This is a genomic window from Piscinibacterium candidicorallinum (assembly GCF_047549485.1).
GTDB lineage: Bacteria > Pseudomonadota > Gammaproteobacteria > Burkholderiales > Burkholderiaceae_C > Piscinibacterium > Piscinibacterium candidicorallinum.
In genome coordinates, this window is sequence record NZ_CP180191.1 from 2,536,321 (window position 1) to 2,554,157 (window position 17,837).

The window sequence follows — 17,837 nt, forward strand, 5'->3', positions numbered from 1 at the left end:
CGTCCAAGAACTCGTTGCGGCTAGAAACAACAAGGCCCGCCGGTGTACCACGGCGGGCCTTGTGCTTTTGGAGCGCGCTAAACGCGCTTCGATGACCCATCAGCCCGGCGCAGGCTTCTCCACCACAACGCCCTCGGCAAACAGCGTGCCCATCTCACCCTCGCTGAGACCCAGCGCACCCAACACGTCGCGCGTGTGCTCACCCAGCCGGGGGCCGAGCCACTGCGTGCCGCCCGGCGTGACCGAGAGCTTGGGCGTGACGGCCGGCAGCTTGATCGGAGTGCCGTCAGCTAGCCGGTGCTGCTCGATCATGCGGCGCGCCAGAAACTGCGGGTCGGCAAACATGTCCGCCACGCTGTAGATCTTGCTCACCGGCACATCGGCCGCCTTGAGCGTGGTCAGCACCTCATCAATGCCGCGGGCTACCGTCCAGGCACCAATGGCGGCATCGATCTCCGCGGTGCGTGGCACGCGACCATCGTTGGTGGCCAGGCCGGCGTCATGGGCCAGATCGTCCCGGCCCATGGCCAGCATCAGGCGCTTGAAGATCGCATCGCCGTTGCCGGCAATCACCACGTTCGCTCCATCGCCGCAGGTGTAGGTGTTGGAAGGCACGATGCCCGGCAACGCACCGCCCGTGCGCTCGCGCACTACGCCGGCCAGGTCGTACTCGGGCACGAGGCTTTCCATCATGTTGAACACGGCCTCATAGAGCGCAACGTCCACCACCTGACCCTGCCCGCACGCCTTGCCGCCCGTGGCGTCGCGATGGCGCAGCGCCACCATCGCGCCGAACGCACCGTGCAGCGCAGCGAGCGAATCGCCGATCGAGATGCCGATGCGCACCGGCGGCCGGTCCGGATGGCCTGACACATAGCGCATGCCGCCCATGCTCTCACCTACCGCACCGAAGCCCGGCAGATCCTTCATCGGCCCCGTCTGCCCGTAGCCCGACAGGCGCACAAACACAAGCGAGGGCCGCTCGCGTATCAGCTCGGCAGGCCCCAGGCCCCACTTCTCCAGCACGCCGGGCCGGTAGTTCTCCACGATCACGTCGGCCTCGAGCGCCAGGCGCCGCACCAGATCGCGGCCGCGCGCATCCTTCATGTTCACGGCCACGCTCTTCTTGTTGCGTGACTGCACGCTCCACCACAGCGAATTGCCTTCATGCAGCACGCGCCATTGCCGGATCGGATCGCCTTCTGGCGACTCGATCTTGATCACCTCGGCACCAAACTCCGCCAGCAGCCGGGTGCAGAAGGGCCCGGCAATCAGCGTGCCGAGCTCCAGCACCTTCAGGCCATGCAGGGCGCCGGGCGTACTCATCCGCGAAAGACCGGGATCAGGAAGATCGCGACGTTCGCCGCGAAGGCCAGGGTCCACACGCCGGAGCGCGCGGCCTGCTTGCCAGTCACGTAGAGATAGACGTACAGACTGCGCAAGACGATGAAGCTCACCGCCAGCACATTGGCTAGCAGCGTCGCGCCCACCAGCATGTGAGTGGACAGCACCGCCAGCCCGAAGAAGGGCAGAGCCTCCCAGCTGTTGGCCTGCGCGTTGTTCGCCCACTTGCGTGCACCCTCCTGCCGCTCCAGCCAGCCGCGGGGATCAAGGTTGTCATAGCCGCCCTGACTGCGCGGGATGCCAAATTTGCCTCGCTTGGCGAGACCCGCGCAGACGATCGGCATGATGGCTGCTAGCAGGATGCAGAAGATGGCGATCGTCATCTGGGCTCCGGGTTTTCCTTGAGTTGGGTAGGGCGCGGGATGGCTGCCGAGCATAGCGAAGCCGAGCAGCGGACTTTCTCAGGCAGCAGCTCCCAGGCTTCTCTCAAGACGAATCGGTTACTGCCGAAATTCACCTGCCGGCGGTGGGAAGCTCCGAGCCTGCTGCATAGACTTTGCTGCTCCGTTTGCCGATCCTCCTCGCCCGTCCTGCCTGCGCCGCCCCTGATGCCACCAGCACCATCCGCTACAGCGCCTGACACTACCGCCGGTAACCGGCGCCCGCCGCCGCTGATCGGTGCGTCGATCGTCACGGCCGCGGCCTACGTGGCCATCGGCTGGCTGTCGCTCTACCTGGCCATTCCGCCTTCATTTGCTGCGCCGCTGTATCTACCGGCGGGCATCGCGCTGGCCTGCGTACTTCGCTTCGGCTACGGCGTGCTGCCGGCCATCGCGGTCGGCTCGTTCGGCATGAACCTGCTCACCGGCATCCTGAGCAATCGGCTCGGGCTGGATTTCGTGGTGATCAGTCTGGTGTCCAGCCTTGGAGCCGCATTGCAGGCATGGGCTGGGGTGGCACTGTATCGCCGCCTGCTGGGCGCAGACTCGACCCTGGATGAGCCGCGCGACATTCTGCGTTTTTTCCTGGTGATTGCACCGGCCTCCGCCCTGCTCAGCGCCAGCGCAGCCATCGGCATTCGTGTGCTGTGGGGTGCCCTGCCTGCTGACGCGGCTTTCGGCGTCTGGTGGACCTGGTGGGCAGGCGACGTACTGGGCATGTTGATTGCAGCTCCTGTGGCCCTGTGCCTGATCGGCCGCGACCGTAGCGTATGGGCGCCACGAACACTCACCGTGGCCGCGCCCCTGCTGCTGATGTGTGCTCTGCTGGCGCTGGCCATCATCCAGATCTCGATCTGGGAGCGTGAACGCCTGCAAGCGCGCTTTGAGCAAGATGCCAACGCCGCGGCACAGCTGCTGCGCGCCCGACTCGACCAAAGTGTGAGCGCGCTGCTGGCCATTCGTGAGCTGACGCGGGCCAAACCGCTGCTGGGCATCGATGAATTCCGGCGCGGTACCTACCCCTGGGTCGGCACGGAAGCGGCGGTTCAGCGTGACGCGCTGTGGAGCATGGCCTACAGCAACTACGTGGCCGAGACGGATCGAGGGCTACTCGAACAGCGCATGCGCGCCATGGGCGCAGCCAGCTTCCGCGTTTTCGATCGACCCGAGCCGCAGGACGGCGAGTGGCGCGCGGACGGGCCTGCACTGGCCATCACGCACATCGAGCCGATGGCGACCAACAGCCGCGCACTGGGCGTGAATCAGATGAGTATCCCCGAGCTGCGCACCACGATCGAGAAGGCCCGAAGCACCGACCAACTCACCGCATCTGCACCCTTCAGGCTCACGCATCCCACGACACCACAGCTGGCTGTGGCGCTGTACGCGCCCCTGTTTGCAGGCGAGCCGCGCAGCGTGGACGATCGGCAGGCGCAGTTTCGCGGCACGGTGCATGTGACTCTGCGGCCGGACGTGCTGATGCAGCAGATTCGCCAGAACGCGCCAAGCTACATGCGCATCTGCCTGCTTGATCAGATCAATGCCGATGAGCCGATCGTGCTCAGTGGCGAGCCCGGCTGCCGCCAGCCGCCGCAAGGGCACTTCATGCATCGCAGCAGCATGGAGTTCGGCACACGGCAATGGACCCTCGTGACGCACGCACCCTTGCAATCCGTGCCCGGCATTGAACGGCAGTCCACCTATGTGTTCTCGATTGCAGGCATCGCCAGCACCGCACTGTTCGGTGCACTCCTGCTGAGCATGAGCGGGCGCGCCAGACGCGTGGAGGCCGAGGTGGCCGAACGCACCGCGTTGCTGCGCACCGAGGTGACGCAGCGCCAAAGCACCGAGGAAGCACTGCGCGAAAGCGAGCAGCGTCTGCGGGTGATCCTTGACACCGCGCCCATAGGCATCGTCTATGCAGATGCGGATGGGCGCCTGCTGCTGATCAATGACGCCTACGCCGCAATGAGCGGCGGCAACCAGCGGGATAGTCTGATCGCCGAGGGGGTGTCGAACGCGGATGCGCCAATCGCGGTGACCGCAATCGACGCGCTGCGCGACGAGCCGGGTGGCACGCGCACATTTACGGCGCGAAGCTGTGTGGAGTCCGGCCGAACACTGAGGGTCTCGCTACGGCGTCTGGATCGGGCGGCTTCGGGCGACTACCGCCTGGTCGGCGTCGTGGAGGATGTGACCGAGCAGCTTGCCGCCGCCGAGGCACGTCAGCGACAGTTCGAGGCCGAGGCGGCCAACCGTGCAAAGACGGCGTTCCTCTCGCGCATGAGCCATGAACTTCGCACGCCGCTGAACGCGATGCTCGGCTTCGTGCAGTTGCTCAGGCAAGACCAGACGGCCCCGCTCACGGTACTGCAGCAGGCTCGCGCGGAGCGGATCGAGGAAGCCGGCTGGCATCTGCTGGCGCTGATTGACGATGTGCTTGATGTTGCTCGAATCGAGTCGGGCCAGATCGATATCGGTACCGAAGCTGTTCAGACTCGCGAGGTCATCGACGAGGCCGTCACGATCTGCCAGGTCCAGGCACAGGCCCGAGGTATCGCGCTGAGCATGAGTCTGCGCCCCCACGCCTGGGTGCAGGCCAACCGCATGCGCCTGCGTCAGGTCCTGATCAATCTGATCACCAACGGCATCAAATACAACCACCGGGATGGGCATGTCCGCGTGGACGTGCAACTGGCGGGTCGTGCAGCGAAGATTGCCGTGGAGGACGACGGTATCGGCATGAGTGCGGAGCAGCACGCGCAGCTATTCCAGCCCTTCAATCGGCTCGGGCGCGACAAGTTCGAGGTCGAGGGGCTGGGCCTGGGGCTGGCGCTGTGCCGCCAGCTGATGCGGGCGATGGGCGGTGACATCGAAGTGGATGCCGCGCATTCAAGAGGAACGCGTATGGTGATCACCCTGCCGCTCGCGGATGCCCCCGAGCCGCAGGCCGCGTCCGATGAAGCGCCAATCTCTGGCGACGCCGCCACAGAAGTCGCACCCCTGAATGCCTGCGTGCTCTACATCGAGGACAACCGCATCAATGCGCTGCTGGTGGAAGACATGCTGCGGCGTCTTCCGGGCGTGCGCTTCGTGCATGCATCGCTGGGCGTCGAGGGCCTGCGGCTGATCGACGAATTGCAGCCGGACCTGGTACTGCTGGACATGCACCTGCCGGATTGCTCCGGCCTCGAAATTCTTGAGCTGCTGCAGAGCGGCGCACGCACAACGGCAGGATTGACGCCAAAGCCCAAGGTGGTGGCCCTGTCGGCCAATGCCCTGCCCGACGATGTGGCGCGCGCCCGGGCGCTCGGCGCGATGGACTACTGGACCAAGCCGCTCGACATGCAGCACTTCCTAGCTGGCGTGGCACGCCTGCTGCACACGTGAATCTGGCTTGGCCCGGCGGAGCGGTTCAAAAAGCTTCGGCCCCGGCCACGAGCTCGGGCCAGCCGGGCTTGTGAGCCACCAGCCAAGCGCGGTCCAGCTGCAGATGGTCGACGATCTCGCCAGGCAGCGCATCCACAGCGGCATCGCCCTTGTCGCCATGCGAGCCGACCTCGGCCATGCGCATGGCCATGCGGATCACGGCTGCCAGACGTGAGAAGCGCCGTGGCTCGAATGGGTCCGCGGCAAAGCGGAAGGCGTCGACCAGCGGCAGGGGGAAGCCCCATCGTGCCGCCAGCTCTGCCGTCACATCGGCGTGGGAGAAGCCGAACCGCGCCTGCTCCCAGGACAGGCGCGCACCGGGTGCATGCGGCACCGCCTCCACCATGCGCACATAGTCCGGCAGCGCAAGTGCCAGCACGAGCTCGCCCAGATTCACCATGAAGCCGCCGAGATAGGCGCTCTCCGGGTCCACCGCGGCCGGCTTGGCCAGCCAGCGGGCGTAGCCGCCGGTCGCTAGGCTCGTGCGCCAGAAGGCCTCGCGGCCGAAGCCCGGAATCTTGGGAAAGCTGCCCGCAATGCAGGCCGACAGCGCCAGGGTCCGCAGTGCCTCGGTGCCGATCACCGTGGCGGCATCGTTGACCGAAGCCACGGAGCGGGCCAGTCCGAATCGCGGACTGTTGGCCAGGCGCAGCAGCTTGGCGGTGAGCACCATGTCGCGCCCCACGTCGCGCAGGATCGGGGTCAGGTCGGCATCCGTGTCGTTCAGGCTGCTGACCAGGTGTCGCGCGACCTCGGGCATGGTGGGCAACTGTGGAAGCCGCGCCAGGATCTGCAGGATGGCCAGCTGGCGGTCGGCCAGTGCGGTCACGCGGGCAACTTCATCGGGAGCAACGGGAGCGTTCATGGCATCGGGCAGTGGCACGGGGCCGGCAGGCGGCCGGAAGGGCCGAAGAATGAGAGGCAGTGTGGCGCTGCCTGTCAGGCGGCCGAAGGATGAAAAGCGCGGCATTGACCCAGCTTATCGAGCGCTTCTTGCCTGCAGATTGCGCGCGGGTTGCTCGCTGGCGGCAGTCGATTGCTGTGTGTTTCGCTCAGATCACGGCGCCCTGCCCCGGCGGGCGGGAGCAGACGCGGCTGGTGGGCCCCCCGGGAGTCGAACCCGGCACCAACGGATTATGAGTCCGCTGCTCTAACCAAGCATGAGCTAGAGGCCCGCCGAAGGGGCATGGCGCCCCCCACAAAAGACAAAGGCCGGTTGCATGAACCGGCCTTTGAAGTTTACGGCAGCGCTTCGTGAACGCGACGCTGCCGGATGGTCTGGCTGCGATCAGCTGCCCTCGAGGAAGCTCTTGAGCTTGTCGGCGCGGCTGGGGTGACGCAACTTGCGCAGGGCCTTGGCCTCGATCTGGCGGATGCGCTCGCGGGTCACGTCGAACTGCTTGCCCACTTCTTCAAGCGTGTGGTCGGTGTTCATCTCCACACCAAAACGCATACGCAGCACCTTGGCTTCGCGCGGGGTGAGGCTGTCGAGCACCTCCTTGACCACCTCGTGCATGCTGTTGTGCAGCGCCGCTTCGGCCGGGGCCAGGGTGGCCTGGTCTTCGATGAAATCGCCGAGGTGGCTGTCCTCGTCGTCGCCGATCGGGGTCTCCATCGAGATGGGTTCCTTGGCGATCTTGAGGATCTTGCGGATCTTGTCCTCGGGCATGTCCATCTTGGCAGCCAGGGTCTGCGGATCGGGCTCGATGCCGGTTTCCTGCAGGATCTGGCGGCTGATGCGGTTCATCTTGTTGATCGTCTCGATCATGTGCACCGGAATGCGGATGGTGCGGGCCTGATCGGCGATCGAGCGCGTGATGGCCTGACGGATCCACCAGGTGGCGTAGGTCGAAAACTTGTAGCCGCGGCGGTACTCGAACTTGTCCACCGCCTTCATCAGGCCGATGTTGCCTTCCTGGATCAAGTCGAGGAACTGCAGGCCGCGGTTGGTGTATTTCTTGGCGATCGAGATCACCAGACGCAGGTTGGCCTCGATCATCTCGCGCTTGGCCTTGCGGGCCTTGGCCTCGCCCATCGCCATCTGCTTGTTGATCTCCTTGAGGTCAGCCAGCGGGACGACCACGCTGGACTGCAGGTCGATCAGCTTTTGCTGCAGTTCATGCACTGCAGGCAGATTGCGCTCGAGAATGACGACGTAGTTCTTGCCGCTCTTGACTTCCTTGTCGGCCCACTTGAGGTTGGTCTCGTTGCCGGGGAAGGACTTGATGAAGTACTCGCGCGGCATGCCGCACTTGTCCACGCAGATCGACAGGATCGCGCGTTCCAGCGAACGCACCTGCTCCACCTGGCTGCGCAGGGTGTCACACAGGCGCTCGACAGTCTTGGCGGTGAAGCGGATCAGCATGAGTTCGCTGCTGATGGCTTCCTGGGCCTTGTTGTAGGCAGCGCTCTTGTAGCCCTCGACCTCGAAGGCCTTGCGCATCTTGTCGAAGTGCTTGGAGATGCGGTCGAACTTCTCCAGCGAACCGTTCTTCAGCTCCTCGAGCTGCTTGGCCGACAGGCCGCCGCCTTCGGTCTCGTCTTCCTCGTCACCGAAGGCTTCTGCGGACGGGTTGAAATCGTCGTCGGCGTTCGGGTCGATCAGACCGTCCACGTAGGCAGCAGGGGAATCCGTGCCAGCGCGGATCTTCTCGGCAAAGCCGAGGATCTCGTTGATCGTGGTCGGGCAGGCACTGATCGCCATGATCATGTGCTTCTGGCCTTCCTCGATGCGCTTGGCGATCTCGATTTCGCCTTCGCGCGTCAGCAGCTCGACCTGGCCCATCTCGCGCATGTACATGCGCACGGGGTCGGTCGTGCGGCCGAACTCGCTGTCCACGGTCTGCAGCGCAGCTTCGGCTTCTTCTTCTGCGTCGTCATCACCGCCGGCCACCGGGGTGTTGTCGCTCATCAGCAGGGTTTCGGCATCGGGCGCCTGGTCGTAGACCGCGATGCCCATGTCGTTGAAGGTGCTGATGATGGCCTCGATGGCCTCGGCGTCCACCGCGTCATCGGGCAGGTGGTCGTTGACTTCGGCGTAGGTGAGGTAGCCGCGGTCCTTGCCCAGCTTGATCAGTGCCTTGAGCTTGTTGCGCTTGGTTTCGAGGTCTTCGGGCGTGCCGGCGTGCTTCTCGGCAAACTCCTTCATCAGCTGACGCTCGCGCGCGCGCTTGCCGCCCTTCACGCGGGCTGGCTTCTCCTCAACGACTTCTTCAACGGCCTCATCAGCGGGTTCTTCGTCCAGGATCGGCTCGGAGGCTTCGAGTTCGCCGTTCTCGTCAATGCGGGGCTTGGGCTTGCGGCCCGGCTTGCCCTTGGGCTTGGCGGGCGCGTCAGCGGCAGGCTTGCGGCCGCGCTTGGCGGGTGCAAGGTCCTCGTCCTCATCGTCTTCAACCGCCGGCTTGGCAACGGCCTTGGCCTTGACGGCGACCTTCTCGGACTTGCTGTCCTTGACCTCAGCCTTGGCCGGCTTTGCGGCCGCCTTGCCAGCCTTGGCTTCGACCTTGGGTTGCGGCTTTGCTGCCGCCTTCTTGGCGGGGGCCTTGGCTGCTGCAGCCTTCACCGTCGGCTTGGCGGCAGCCGCCTTTGTCGCGGTCGTTTTAGCGGCACTTTTGGCGGTGGCCTTGGTGGCAGCCTTGCCAGCGGCCTGGGGGGCTTGCTTGTTGACGCGCAGCAGTTCGTTTGCAGCGGCGATGAGCTTGGACTTCAGAGACTTGGTGTCTGCCATTGGCGAGTGTTCCGGCGATGGGCAAGAAGAGGTCGAGACGACAATTTGGGTTGGAACAGCCGCCCTGCAAGGCGCACGGCCGCAGGGTGAGGCTGTCTCCGCCGAGTACCCACCACGCAGGTACTGGCCCGGCTCGATGCAATCTGCGCCGCCGTGAAAGGCGGGCCCTGCGGTCCGGTGTCATCGTTTGGAATCCAGCAACCCCAGGCTCTGGCGGGGTCTGCGGCGGCCGGGCTGTCCGGGCTCGTCACGCAGAAAGATGCAAATCGTCCAAGCGATCAGGAAAACCCTTTATTTTAAGCCAGTTTCTAGGATTTTCCACAGCGTTTTCGAGCATGGGCTCAGGTGAGCCAGGGCAGCTCCCGCCGCTTGAACAAGGGCGCTGTCGCAAGCACCGGATTCAGCCCAGCGCCTTGATCCGCGTTTCGATCTCCCGGTAGCGCTGCAGGTTTTGCGCTGCAGAGGCGGCGCGAAGCGCGTCAGTGAGTTGCCTTTTTCGCAAAACAATGACCGCTTCCAGCAGGCTGGTCTCGCTCTCGATCGCGTCGGCCTCGGGTCTGCCGGCGTCGCGCCAGCGTTCGGCCATCTGCGAATCGGTGGAGGCAAAAGCATTGAAGTCGGCCGGTGTCGGGGTCCGGTCGTGCTCTTCGATCAGGCTCTCGAAGAACTGGATCAAGTCGGCCAGGCTGGCGCTGGTGTAGTCCAGCAGCTGCATGTCCTCGGGCAGGTCGTCACGCCACATCAGCAGGTGGTCGCGAGCGGCTCGATAGTGCGCGGGCAGGCGCAGCAGCGCATCGATGACCTGATCGACCGGCGTGCGGGTCTGCGGCCTGGGTGCGCGGGCCATCGCCCGCCAGGCCATGCGCTCGCGCTCGGTGCCTTCCTGTCGGCCCTTGCCCTTCCACTTGCCCTTGCCGCCAGACCACTCCCCCTTGAAGCCGCCCGTCTCGCCGAAGGGAGCGCCCTTGAACTCGCCATCGGGCTGCCAGCCGCTGCGCGGCCCGTCCCCGCCGCGCACCGGCGCGTTAAGGCCGGTCAAGGACTCGATGTCCGCCGGGTTGAGCTGCGAGGCATCCGCCAGCCCACGCATGATGGCCAGGCGTAGCGCGCCCGCCGGCAGCTGCGCGAGCATGGGGCCAGCCTCCTTGATCATGGCACTGCGTCCCTCCATGCTGCCCATGTCGTGGCGACTCTGCAGCTCGCGCAGCAGAAAGGCCGACAGCGGCATGGCGCGGCCGACCTCGGCCTCGAAGGCCTGGGTACCCTGCTCGCGGATGTAGCTGTCAGGGTCGTGTTCGCTGGGCAGGAACAGGAAGCTGATGCGCTTGTCGTCCGCGGCAAAGGGCAACGCGCTTTCCAGCGCCCGCCACGCGGCCTTGCGGCCGGCGTTGTCGCCATCAAAGCTGTAGACAATGTGGTCCGTGTGCCGCAGCAGCTTCTGCACATGGATGCCGCTGGTGGCGGTACCGAGCGTGGCCACGGCATTGGGAAAGCCCAGCTGGGCGAGCGCCACCACGTCCATGTAGCCCTCGGTCACGAGCACATAGCCGCGCTCGCGGATCGCCTGTCGCGCCTCGAACAGGCCGTAGAGCTCGGCGCCCTTGTTGAATACCGGCGTTTCCGGCGAGTTGAGGTACTTGGGCTCGCCCTGATCGATCACTCGGCCGCCGAAGCCGATCACCTCGCCCTTCTGGTTGCGGATCGGGAACATGATCCGGTCGCGGAAGCGGTCGTAGCGGCGTACCTCGCCGGTGTCCTCGTCCGTGCGCTCGATGACGAGGCCGCACTCCACGAGCTTGGCGTCCTGGTAGTCGTCGAAGGCGGCCTGCAGGCTCTGCCAGCCGTCCATGGCGTAGCCCAGGCCGAAGCGCGCGGCGATTTCGCCGGACAACCCGCGGCCTTTGAGGTACTTCACGGCCCGTTCATTGCCCTTCAATTGCAGCTTGAAGAAGGCCGCGGCCCGGGCCAGCACATCGGTCAGACCCAGCTGCTTTTCGCGGCGCGCGGCCTGTTCGGCCGGGTTGCCCTGCTGCTCGCGCGGCACGGTCAGGCCGTTCTGACGGGCAAGTTCCTCGACGGCGTCCGGGAAGGTCATGCCCTGGTACTCCATCATGAAAGTGATGGCCGTACCGTGGGCGCCGCAGCCGAAGCAGTGATAGAACTGCTTGGACGGGCTGACCGTGAAGCTGGGCGACTTCTCGTTGTGGAATGGGCACAGGCCCATGAGGTTCGCCCCGCCCTTCTTGAGCTGCACATAGCGGCCCACGACGTCGACGACGTCGACGCGCGAGAGCAGATCGGCAATGAAGGACTGCGGAATCATGGGGGCATGATCCTACCGCGCGCCCCGGTCGGCGCAGCCGCACATTCGCGTGCAAGCGACTGTTACCGGCGCGTCGCTATTCTGTGTCCGACAAGGAGAAGCCAGATGACGCTCAGGGACCGTTTTGTTTACACCATGTCTGCCCTGCTGCTGGCGTTGGCCGTTGCTGCGCCCGCGGGTGCGCAACAGGCCGTGCAGCAGCCCACCCCAGCGCCTTACGACACGCAGTGGTGGTTCACGCCCGGCGCTGTGTCGCGGCACTTCGAGCGCCAGAGCGAGTTCAACCAGACCCACCCGCAGTTCGGCTTCGAGTACTTCTGGCGCCCGAACACTGCACTCATCTTCGGCACGTACAAGAACAGCAACTATCTGTGGTCCCGCTATGTGGGCGTCAACTGGACGCCACTTGAGCTCGGGCCGATCCGGCTGGGCGCCACGGCGCAGATCACCAACAACTACATCGCCGCCCGCGACCGCAAGCCCTTTCCCTTCGCGGCGCCCATGGCGTCTTTTGAGTACAGACGCTTCGGCCTGAACCTCTACGCTGTGCCGACCATCCGGGACGTGACTGGCGCGGTGGCCCTGCAGGTGAAGCTCCGCTTCGACTGAGGCTGCAGTCCTTCGCCGCGGTCCGTACCCGACGCACTGCGGAGGGACCATGGCGATCCTGAACCTGTGGCGCAGTCTGCGCCGCATCGGCTACGTGCTGTATCTGGTGCGCGTGCCGCTCTGGGGCTCGCTGTTCGTTGCGCTGGCCGTCAGCCTGCCAGCGCAGATGCCTGAGGTCATGCGCGTCCTGGCGGCGGATGTGCGCGGCAGCAACCTGCTGTTCAACGTCTGGCTGCATTCCTTCTTTGTTGGCGCCATGGCCTGGCTGACGGGCTTGGCCAACTGGTACTGGGCCCGCATCTCGCTGCAAGCGCACATGCCGCGCGACTGGCTGCTGCAACCCAGCGTGCAGCGCACCTGCACCTGGCTGCCGCGCGGCATCGGTGCCCTGCCCTGGCTGGGTCTGGCCGCCTGCAGCTGGCAGGCCCGCAGCGGGCTGACGGGGCCAGCGGCGCAGTGGGCGCTGGGCTTCACGGTCGGCGCGCTCGTGATGGCCGCGCTGCTGGTCTATCTGCTGCACCTGCGCCGCCGCGTCCTTGAGGCCAACGCCAAGCGCTTCGGCCAGCACTGGATCGCGCGCACGGGCCGTGTGTCCCTGGTCGGTTCGATTGCAACCGGCTTCGTGCTGCTGCTGTGGTCAACGATCGATGCGGTGAGCATGGGTCAATCCCTGGGCGCGGTCGCGCTGGTGCTGCTTTCGGCCTTCGTGTTCGTGCCGTGGCTGGCGGCACTCGTGAGTCTGGGCACTCCTGCTCGCGTACCGGTGCTGCGCCTGCTGGTGGCCTGGCTGGCCTTGATCAGCCTCTTTGACTTGAACGACAACCACGCCGTCCGCACCCTGCCCGGCACGCCACAGCCCATCACGGCCTTCGACACCGCGGTGCGCCAGTGGGCCGGGCGGCAGGACCCGCAAGCCGCGCAGCCCACGCCGATGATCTTCGTGGCCGCCGCCGGGGGAGGCATTCGCGCGGCCTACATGACCGCCGAGGTTCTGGCGCAGATGGATGCGCGGCTGCCCGGCTTTTCCCGACATGTGTTCGCCATCAGCGGGGTATCCGGTGGCAGCGTGGGCGCGGCCGTGTACGCCAGCGCGCTTGAACACACGGCGGACGCGCCGGGCGCGGCGGCACGGGCTGGCCTTGCGCAGGCGCCTCCTCCGGATGTGAGCTGCACGCTCTGCAACGCCAGCCGCGACACCCTGGGCGCAGACCTGTTCGGCCCCGTGGTGGCCGCAATGCTGTTTCGCGATGCCGTGCAGCGCTTCCTGCCTGTACCCATCCCTGCATGGGACCGCGCCCGCGCACAGGAAGAAGCCCTGGAGCGCGCAGCGCGCCGCGCGATGACCGCCGGGCAGCCCACACTGCTCGAACTGCCGATCAACGGCTTGATGCAGGCAGCGCGTGCACCGCGCCCGGCGCTGCTGCTGAACACGACCTGGGTGGAGGGCGGCAGCCGGGTCGCGGTCAGCTCGGTCAGCCCGCCGGGCGAGGCGCTGACCGGCCTGCTCACGCTGGCGGATCTGGCCCCCGCAAGCCATGTGAGCCTGTCCACAGCCGCCATGCTGAGCGCGCGCTTTACCTACGTCTCTCCGGCGGGCCGCGTGGGCGCCCTGACGGACCCGACCACCGGCGAAGTGCGCAAGCTGCGCCTGGTCGACGGCGGCTACTACGAGAACTCGGGTAGCGCCACCTTGCTGGACATCGTGCGCTATGCCACTCGGGAGGCATCGAAACAGCGGCTGAACGTGCTGCCCGTCGTGATCCAGATCGACAACGACCCGGACACCGTCGTCGCCACACCCGGCGAACGCAAGCTGCGCCCGCTGCCCCTGCAGCCGGCCGAGCCCGGCTTTGGCGAGCTGCTCTCGCCGATTCGCACGCTGCTCAATACGCGCAGTGCGCGCGGCAGCCATGCACTGGCGGATACCGAGTGGCACGTCACCCACGGCATCCAGGACGCGCAGGGCCAGCTCGTGGAAGGCGTATTCGTCTACGTCACGCTGCAAAGCCGCAGCGGCGCACCCAAACTGCCCCTGGGCTGGCAGCTGTCTTCCGGCGCGCGGCGCGACATCGAGTGCCAGGTCGCAGCGCGCCTTGCCCCAGCCGGTCCGGCAGCGGGTTCGGGCGACACGGCGTCACCGCAGCTGCTGCAGCGTTTGCGCCTGCTGGCTGCCGCAAACTGGGGCCGGCTGCCTGCAGACGAAGCCGCAGAGATCAATCAGTGCGTTTTCGGCCAGAAATAGATGATGCACAAAATGGCGCATCATTGGCTTTAGATAAGCGGAAAGACGGATTATTTAACAGAGTAAAGTTACGTTTTCGGCCAAATCTACAGCGAAGATCCACAGGCGTGACCACTGGCCCAGGCCCACTGGAAGTTGTAGCCACCCAGCCAGCCCGTGACGTCCATGACTTCACCCACGAAGTGCAGGCCCGGTTGCTTGAGTGATTCCATGCTGGTCTGGTTCAGCTCGCGCGTGTCCACGCCGCCCAGGGTCACTTCGGCCTTGCGGTAGCCCTCGGTGCCGGTCGGCACGAGAGACCAGGCTGTAAGCGACGCCGCGAGCTCACCGAGCAGCTTGTCGCTGGCCTCCGCAATCCGCCGCGTGGCTGCGGCCGTCCAGGCGGGCTGCAGCGCCAGCCAGGTACTCGCCAGTCGAGCGGGCAGCAGGCTCTCAACCACCGTGTTCAGCTGCTGGCGAGAACCGGCCTTGGCCGCCAGCAGCTCGGCGCGCAGATCGCGCCCGGCGGCCAAATCAAGGGTGATCGCCGTGCCGCCCGCCCAATAGCTGGAAATCTGCAGCACCGCCGGGCCGGACAACCCGCGGTGGGTGAACAGCAAATCTTCGAGAAAGTGCCCGCGCGCGCTCTTGCGACCTTCGCCGACACCCGTCTCGATTTCGACCTCCAGGCTAGCACCGGCCAGCGTGGCAAAGGGCGCCCACTGCTCGCCATTGAAGGTCAGCGGCACCAGCCCGGGCCGCGTCTCGATGATTTTGTGGCCGAACTGGCGAGCAATGCGGTAGCCGAAGTCTGTGGCGCCGATCTTCGGAATCGACAACCCGCCGGTCGCGATCACGAGCTTCGGTGCGCGCAGGCTGCCTGCGTCCGTGGCCAGCACGAACTCGCCGGCCTCATGCGTCACCGCGCTCACGGCACAGGGCCGAAACCACTGCACGCCACCCATCTCGCACTCGCGCACCAGCATCCGGATGATGTCTTCGGCCGAATGGTCACAGAACAGCTGGCCGCGATGCTTCTCATGAAAGGCGATCCCGTGGCGCCTGACCAGGGCAATGAAGTCCGCCGCGGTGTAGCGCGCCAGCGCCGAGCGGCAGAAGTGCGGGTTGGCCGACAGGAAGTTCGCAGGGCCGGCGTTCACGTTGGTGAAGTTGCAGCGCCCGCCGCCTGATATCCGGATCTTCTCGGCCAGCTTCTCGGCGTGATCGACCAGCGCCACGCTACGCCCTAGCTGGCCTGCGACGGCAGCGGTCATCATGCCGGCAGCACCGGCGCCGATGACGATGGCATCAAAGCGGTTCGTCATCGGCATGGAACGAACAGCGCAAGGTGTGGGCAGGTGAAAGACATGGCGTGCAGTGTAGGCAGCTGCTTCCACCGTCGCGTACGCGCGCCTAGCATCACGTGACACGGAGACTCGGAGGGAACCATGAAGTCCATCGCCACAGCAGCGCTCACTGCCCTCCTGGCAGGCGCACTCATGACGCAGGCCATGCCCGTGCAGGCTCAGAGTTCATCAAGCTATGACGCGGAACTGGCAAAGAAGCTCGGGGCGGACGAACGTGGCATGCGCCGCTACGTGCTCGTGATTCTCAAGACCGGGCCGAACCGCGTCCCCGCCGGGCCAGAGCGCGACGAGATGTTCAAGGGGCACTTCGCCAACATCAATCGACTGGCCGGTGAGGGCAAGCTGGTGCAGGCCGGGCCGCTGGACGGCGTGGATGGCTGGCGCGGGCTGTTTGTCTTTGCGACCTCAAGCCTCGATGAGGCACGCGTCTGGGTCAGCACGGACCCCGTGGTCATCAAGGGTGAAATGGTGCCCGAACTGCATGCCTTCTATGGCAGCGCAGCGCTGATGGCCCTCAATGAGATCCACGGCAAGCTGACGCCACCGCGGCCCTGATGTACTCCAACCGACGTTCGACCCTCGGCTTCAACCCACCCTGCGCGCCAGCGCATCCTGCGCGGTGGATTCGAGCACCGCGGCATCTGCATGCCGCACCACATCACCCACGATGATGATGCCGGGGCTCTTGAGGCGGTGCTCCGCAATGCTGTCGATCATCGAACCAAGGTCGGTCACCACGGCACGCTGAGCCTCGGTGCCCGCTGACGTCACGATGGCCACGGGCAATCGAGCGGACAGCCCCGCCGCCAGCAGCTCGCTCTGGATGAACTCGCTTTTGGCCATGCCCATGTAGATCACGAGCGTCATGCCGGTGGCAGCCAGGGCGCGCCAATCGACCCGCGCCTCCCCGTCCTCGGCACTCTTGCCGTGGCCGGTGACCAGAATCACGCCATGGGTGTCGTCCCGGTGCGTCAGCGGCACGCCGATGCTCGTGGCTGCCAGCAGGCCGCTGGTGATGCCGTTGATGACCTCGACCTCGATCCCCTCGGCCATGAGGTGCGCACGCTCCTCGCCGCCGCGGCCGAAGATCATCGGATCGCCACCCTTGAGCCGCACTACCGTGTGGCCGCCGCGCGCCTCGTTGATCATGAGCTTCTCGATGAAGGCTTGCGGTGTGCTCGTGCAACCGCCGCGCTTGCCCACATGAACGATGCGCGCGTCGGCGCGGGCGTGTTCGAGGATGGCGTCATTCACCAGATCATCGACCAGAAGCACATCGGCACGCGCGATGGCGCGCGCCGCCTTGAGCGTGAGCAGCTCCGGATCCCCGGGGCCGGCGCCGACGAGATAGACCTTGCCGGACATCACAGTCCTCCCAGTGTGGCGCGGGCGATCGCCAGCTGACGCTTGATCGCCTCGGGCGCGGGCAGACCACCCTCGAGGATGGTGTTGATCCACTCCGCCGTGGGCCCTGCTGCGCGCTCAGGCAACGCCAAGTCGAAGGACTTGCTGGATTCGTCCGGCACCCAGACGCGGTCGAAGGCGCCCGAGTCATAGCGGTCGATCACACTCGGCTTGCGCACGTTGGCCACCGCCTCGCCTTCCGTGGCGCGCGAGAGCAGTGCGCGCGTGCCGTTCAGCAGAAACAACTGCGAGAGGCTCTCTGCGTATTCGGGGTGCGTATAGCAGGCCAGCAGCAGCCCGTCCTTCGGGAAAGGCTGCAGCAGCTTCACCAGCGTATGCGAGGAATTGCGCACGCCGAGCACTCGGCGCATGGACAGCAGCCGGTCGAGACTGGGGCACAGCGCATCGATCGGCATGAAGGCGGGCTGCCCGGCTGCCCAGATCTGCGCCAGACTCTGGTCGTCCAATGCCACTGGCCAGCCCAGTGCCTGCCAGACCTCAAAGGTCGTGACGCGCTCGGCGCCCCACATCGATGCGTCTTCCTGCAGGCCGTGAACCAGCACGTTCAGACCGGCCCGTGCGGCCAGCCCCGCCAGCAGGGGCACCAGATTGGGCAGGTTGCGTGCGCCGTTGTAGGTCGGAATCACCAGTACCGGGCGCTGAGTGGCCGGCATGGGCAGCAGGTGTGCGTCGACCGCTCGCAACATGCCGATGAGCTCGGTGGGCGATTCGCCCTTGATTCGCCACGCAATCAGGATCGCGCCGAGCTCCAGATCGCTCACCGCGCCATCCAGCACGGCGGCCCAGAGGTTCTGCGTGTCTTCCTGGCTCAGCGAGCGCGCGCCTTCCTTGCCTCGGCCGAGGTCCTTGATGAATGCGGCGGATGAAAACTGGCCCATTTGCATGGATTGCATCTGAGCACGCGGCGTGCCAGCGCAGTGATGAATCAGAGGATTTGCATTTTCACGGGACG

Annotated in this window: 12 protein-coding genes and 1 tRNA gene; 4 read left to right on the forward strand and 9 right to left on the reverse strand. The window is 66.0% G+C overall.

The features are described from left to right. Positions 1-99: 99 nt before the first annotated feature. Both ACMDW7_RS11460 and ACMDW7_RS11465 read right to left on the reverse strand, forming a co-directional pair. Positions 100-1,326, reverse strand: coding sequence for a CaiB/BaiF CoA transferase family protein (locus ACMDW7_RS11460; protein ID WP_377300619.1), 1,227 nt, complete (start codon positions 1,324-1,326; stop codon positions 100-102). Further along, positions 1,323-1,727: an MAPEG family protein gene (locus ACMDW7_RS11465; RefSeq protein WP_377300618.1), complete on the reverse strand. Its 405-nt coding sequence runs from the start codon at positions 1,725-1,727 to the stop codon at positions 1,323-1,325. The genes ACMDW7_RS11460 and ACMDW7_RS11465 overlap by 4 nt, the downstream gene beginning before the upstream one ends. A gap of 225 nt (positions 1,728-1,952) precedes the next feature. Between ACMDW7_RS11465 and ACMDW7_RS11470 the strand changes: the two genes are divergently transcribed. Beyond that, entirely contained in the window at positions 1,953-5,174 is a 3,222-nt protein-coding gene (locus ACMDW7_RS11470; RefSeq protein WP_377300617.1) for an ATP-binding protein, read from the forward strand. 25 nt (positions 5,175-5,199) lie between these two features. On the opposite strand, the gene ACMDW7_RS11475 is transcribed toward ACMDW7_RS11470, so the two are convergent. The 4 genes from ACMDW7_RS11475 to dnaG all read right to left on the reverse strand — a co-directional run bounded on the left by ACMDW7_RS11475 (position 5,200) and on the right by dnaG (position 11,263). Beyond that, positions 5,200-6,078 carry an HDOD domain-containing protein gene (locus ACMDW7_RS11475; RefSeq protein WP_377300616.1) on the reverse strand — a complete coding sequence of 293 codons (879 nt, stop codon included), beginning with the start codon at positions 6,076-6,078 and terminating at the stop codon, positions 5,200-5,202. 231 nt (positions 6,079-6,309) lie between these two features. Next, positions 6,310-6,388 (reverse strand) — tRNA-Ile (locus ACMDW7_RS11480). 113 nt (positions 6,389-6,501) lie between these two features. Beyond that, positions 6,502-8,940, reverse strand: a complete 2,439-nt coding sequence (gene rpoD / locus ACMDW7_RS11485; RefSeq protein ID WP_377300615.1) for an RNA polymerase sigma factor RpoD — start codon at positions 8,938-8,940, stop codon at positions 6,502-6,504. A gap of 400 nt (positions 8,941-9,340) precedes the next feature. Further along, positions 9,341-11,263, reverse strand: a complete 1,923-nt coding sequence (gene dnaG / locus ACMDW7_RS11490) for a DNA primase (RefSeq protein WP_377300614.1) — start codon at positions 11,261-11,263, stop codon at positions 9,341-9,343. A gap of 105 nt (positions 11,264-11,368) precedes the next feature. Here dnaG and ACMDW7_RS11495 point away from each other — a divergent pair, with 105 nt between their 5' ends. Then, positions 11,369-11,872, forward strand: coding sequence for a hypothetical protein (locus ACMDW7_RS11495; RefSeq protein ID WP_377300613.1), 504 nt, complete (start codon positions 11,369-11,371; stop codon positions 11,870-11,872). A gap of 49 nt (positions 11,873-11,921) precedes the next feature. Continuing rightward, positions 11,922-14,114, forward strand: coding sequence for a hypothetical protein (locus ACMDW7_RS11500; protein ID WP_377300612.1), 2,193 nt, complete (start codon positions 11,922-11,924; stop codon positions 14,112-14,114). Between the two features lie 86 nt (positions 14,115-14,200). Here the strand turns inward: ACMDW7_RS11500 and ACMDW7_RS11505 are convergent, their stop codons facing one another. Beyond that, positions 14,201-15,424, reverse strand: coding sequence for an NAD(P)/FAD-dependent oxidoreductase (locus tag ACMDW7_RS11505; RefSeq protein ID WP_377300611.1), 1,224 nt, complete (start codon positions 15,422-15,424; stop codon positions 14,201-14,203). A gap of 117 nt (positions 15,425-15,541) precedes the next feature. Between ACMDW7_RS11505 and ACMDW7_RS11510 the strand changes: the two genes are divergently transcribed. Beyond that, a complete protein-coding gene (locus ACMDW7_RS11510; RefSeq protein WP_377300610.1) occupies positions 15,542-16,015 on the forward strand; it encodes a YciI family protein in 474 nt (157 codons plus the stop codon). A gap of 30 nt (positions 16,016-16,045) precedes the next feature. Here the strand turns inward: ACMDW7_RS11510 and cobA are convergent, their stop codons facing one another. Both cobA and ybiB read right to left on the reverse strand, forming a co-directional pair. Further along, positions 16,046-16,825, reverse strand: a complete 780-nt coding sequence (gene cobA, locus ACMDW7_RS11515) for a uroporphyrinogen-III C-methyltransferase (protein ID WP_377300609.1) — start codon at positions 16,823-16,825, stop codon at positions 16,046-16,048. Beyond that, entirely contained in the window at positions 16,825-17,778 is a 954-nt protein-coding gene (ybiB, locus tag ACMDW7_RS11520; protein WP_377300608.1) for a DNA-binding protein YbiB, read from the reverse strand. The genes cobA and ybiB overlap by 1 nt, the downstream gene beginning before the upstream one ends. Positions 17,779-17,837 lie beyond the last annotated feature (59 nt).

Excerpts from the sequence above, each read along its gene's own strand:
- ACMDW7_RS11460 (WP_377300619.1), bottom strand. The coding sequence starts at position 1,326 with ATGAGTACGCCCGGCGCCCTGCATGGCCTGAAGGTGCTGGAGCTCGGC.
- ACMDW7_RS11465 (WP_377300618.1), bottom strand. The coding sequence starts at position 1,727 with ATGACGATCGCCATCTTCTGCATCCTGCTAGCAGCCATCATGCCGATC.
- ACMDW7_RS11470 (WP_377300617.1), top strand. The coding sequence starts at position 1,953 with ATGCCACCAGCACCATCCGCTACAGCGCCTGACACTACCGCCGGTAAC.
- ACMDW7_RS11475 (WP_377300616.1), bottom strand. The coding sequence starts at position 6,078 with ATGAACGCTCCCGTTGCTCCCGATGAAGTTGCCCGCGTGACCGCACTG.
- rpoD (WP_377300615.1), bottom strand. The coding sequence starts at position 8,940 with ATGGCAGACACCAAGTCTCTGAAGTCCAAGCTCATCGCCGCTGCAAAC.
- dnaG (WP_377300614.1), bottom strand. The coding sequence starts at position 11,263 with ATGATTCCGCAGTCCTTCATTGCCGATCTGCTCTCGCGCGTCGACGTC.
- ACMDW7_RS11495 (WP_377300613.1), top strand. The coding sequence starts at position 11,369 with ATGACGCTCAGGGACCGTTTTGTTTACACCATGTCTGCCCTGCTGCTG.
- ACMDW7_RS11500 (WP_377300612.1), top strand. The coding sequence starts at position 11,922 with ATGGCGATCCTGAACCTGTGGCGCAGTCTGCGCCGCATCGGCTACGTG.
- ACMDW7_RS11505 (WP_377300611.1), bottom strand. The coding sequence starts at position 15,424 with ATGCCGATGACGAACCGCTTTGATGCCATCGTCATCGGCGCCGGTGCT.
- ACMDW7_RS11510 (WP_377300610.1), top strand. The coding sequence starts at position 15,542 with ATGAAGTCCATCGCCACAGCAGCGCTCACTGCCCTCCTGGCAGGCGCA.
- cobA (WP_377300609.1), bottom strand. The coding sequence starts at position 16,825 with ATGTCCGGCAAGGTCTATCTCGTCGGCGCCGGCCCCGGGGATCCGGAG.
- ybiB (WP_377300608.1), bottom strand. The coding sequence starts at position 17,778 with ATGCAATCCATGCAAATGGGCCAGTTTTCATCCGCCGCATTCATCAAG.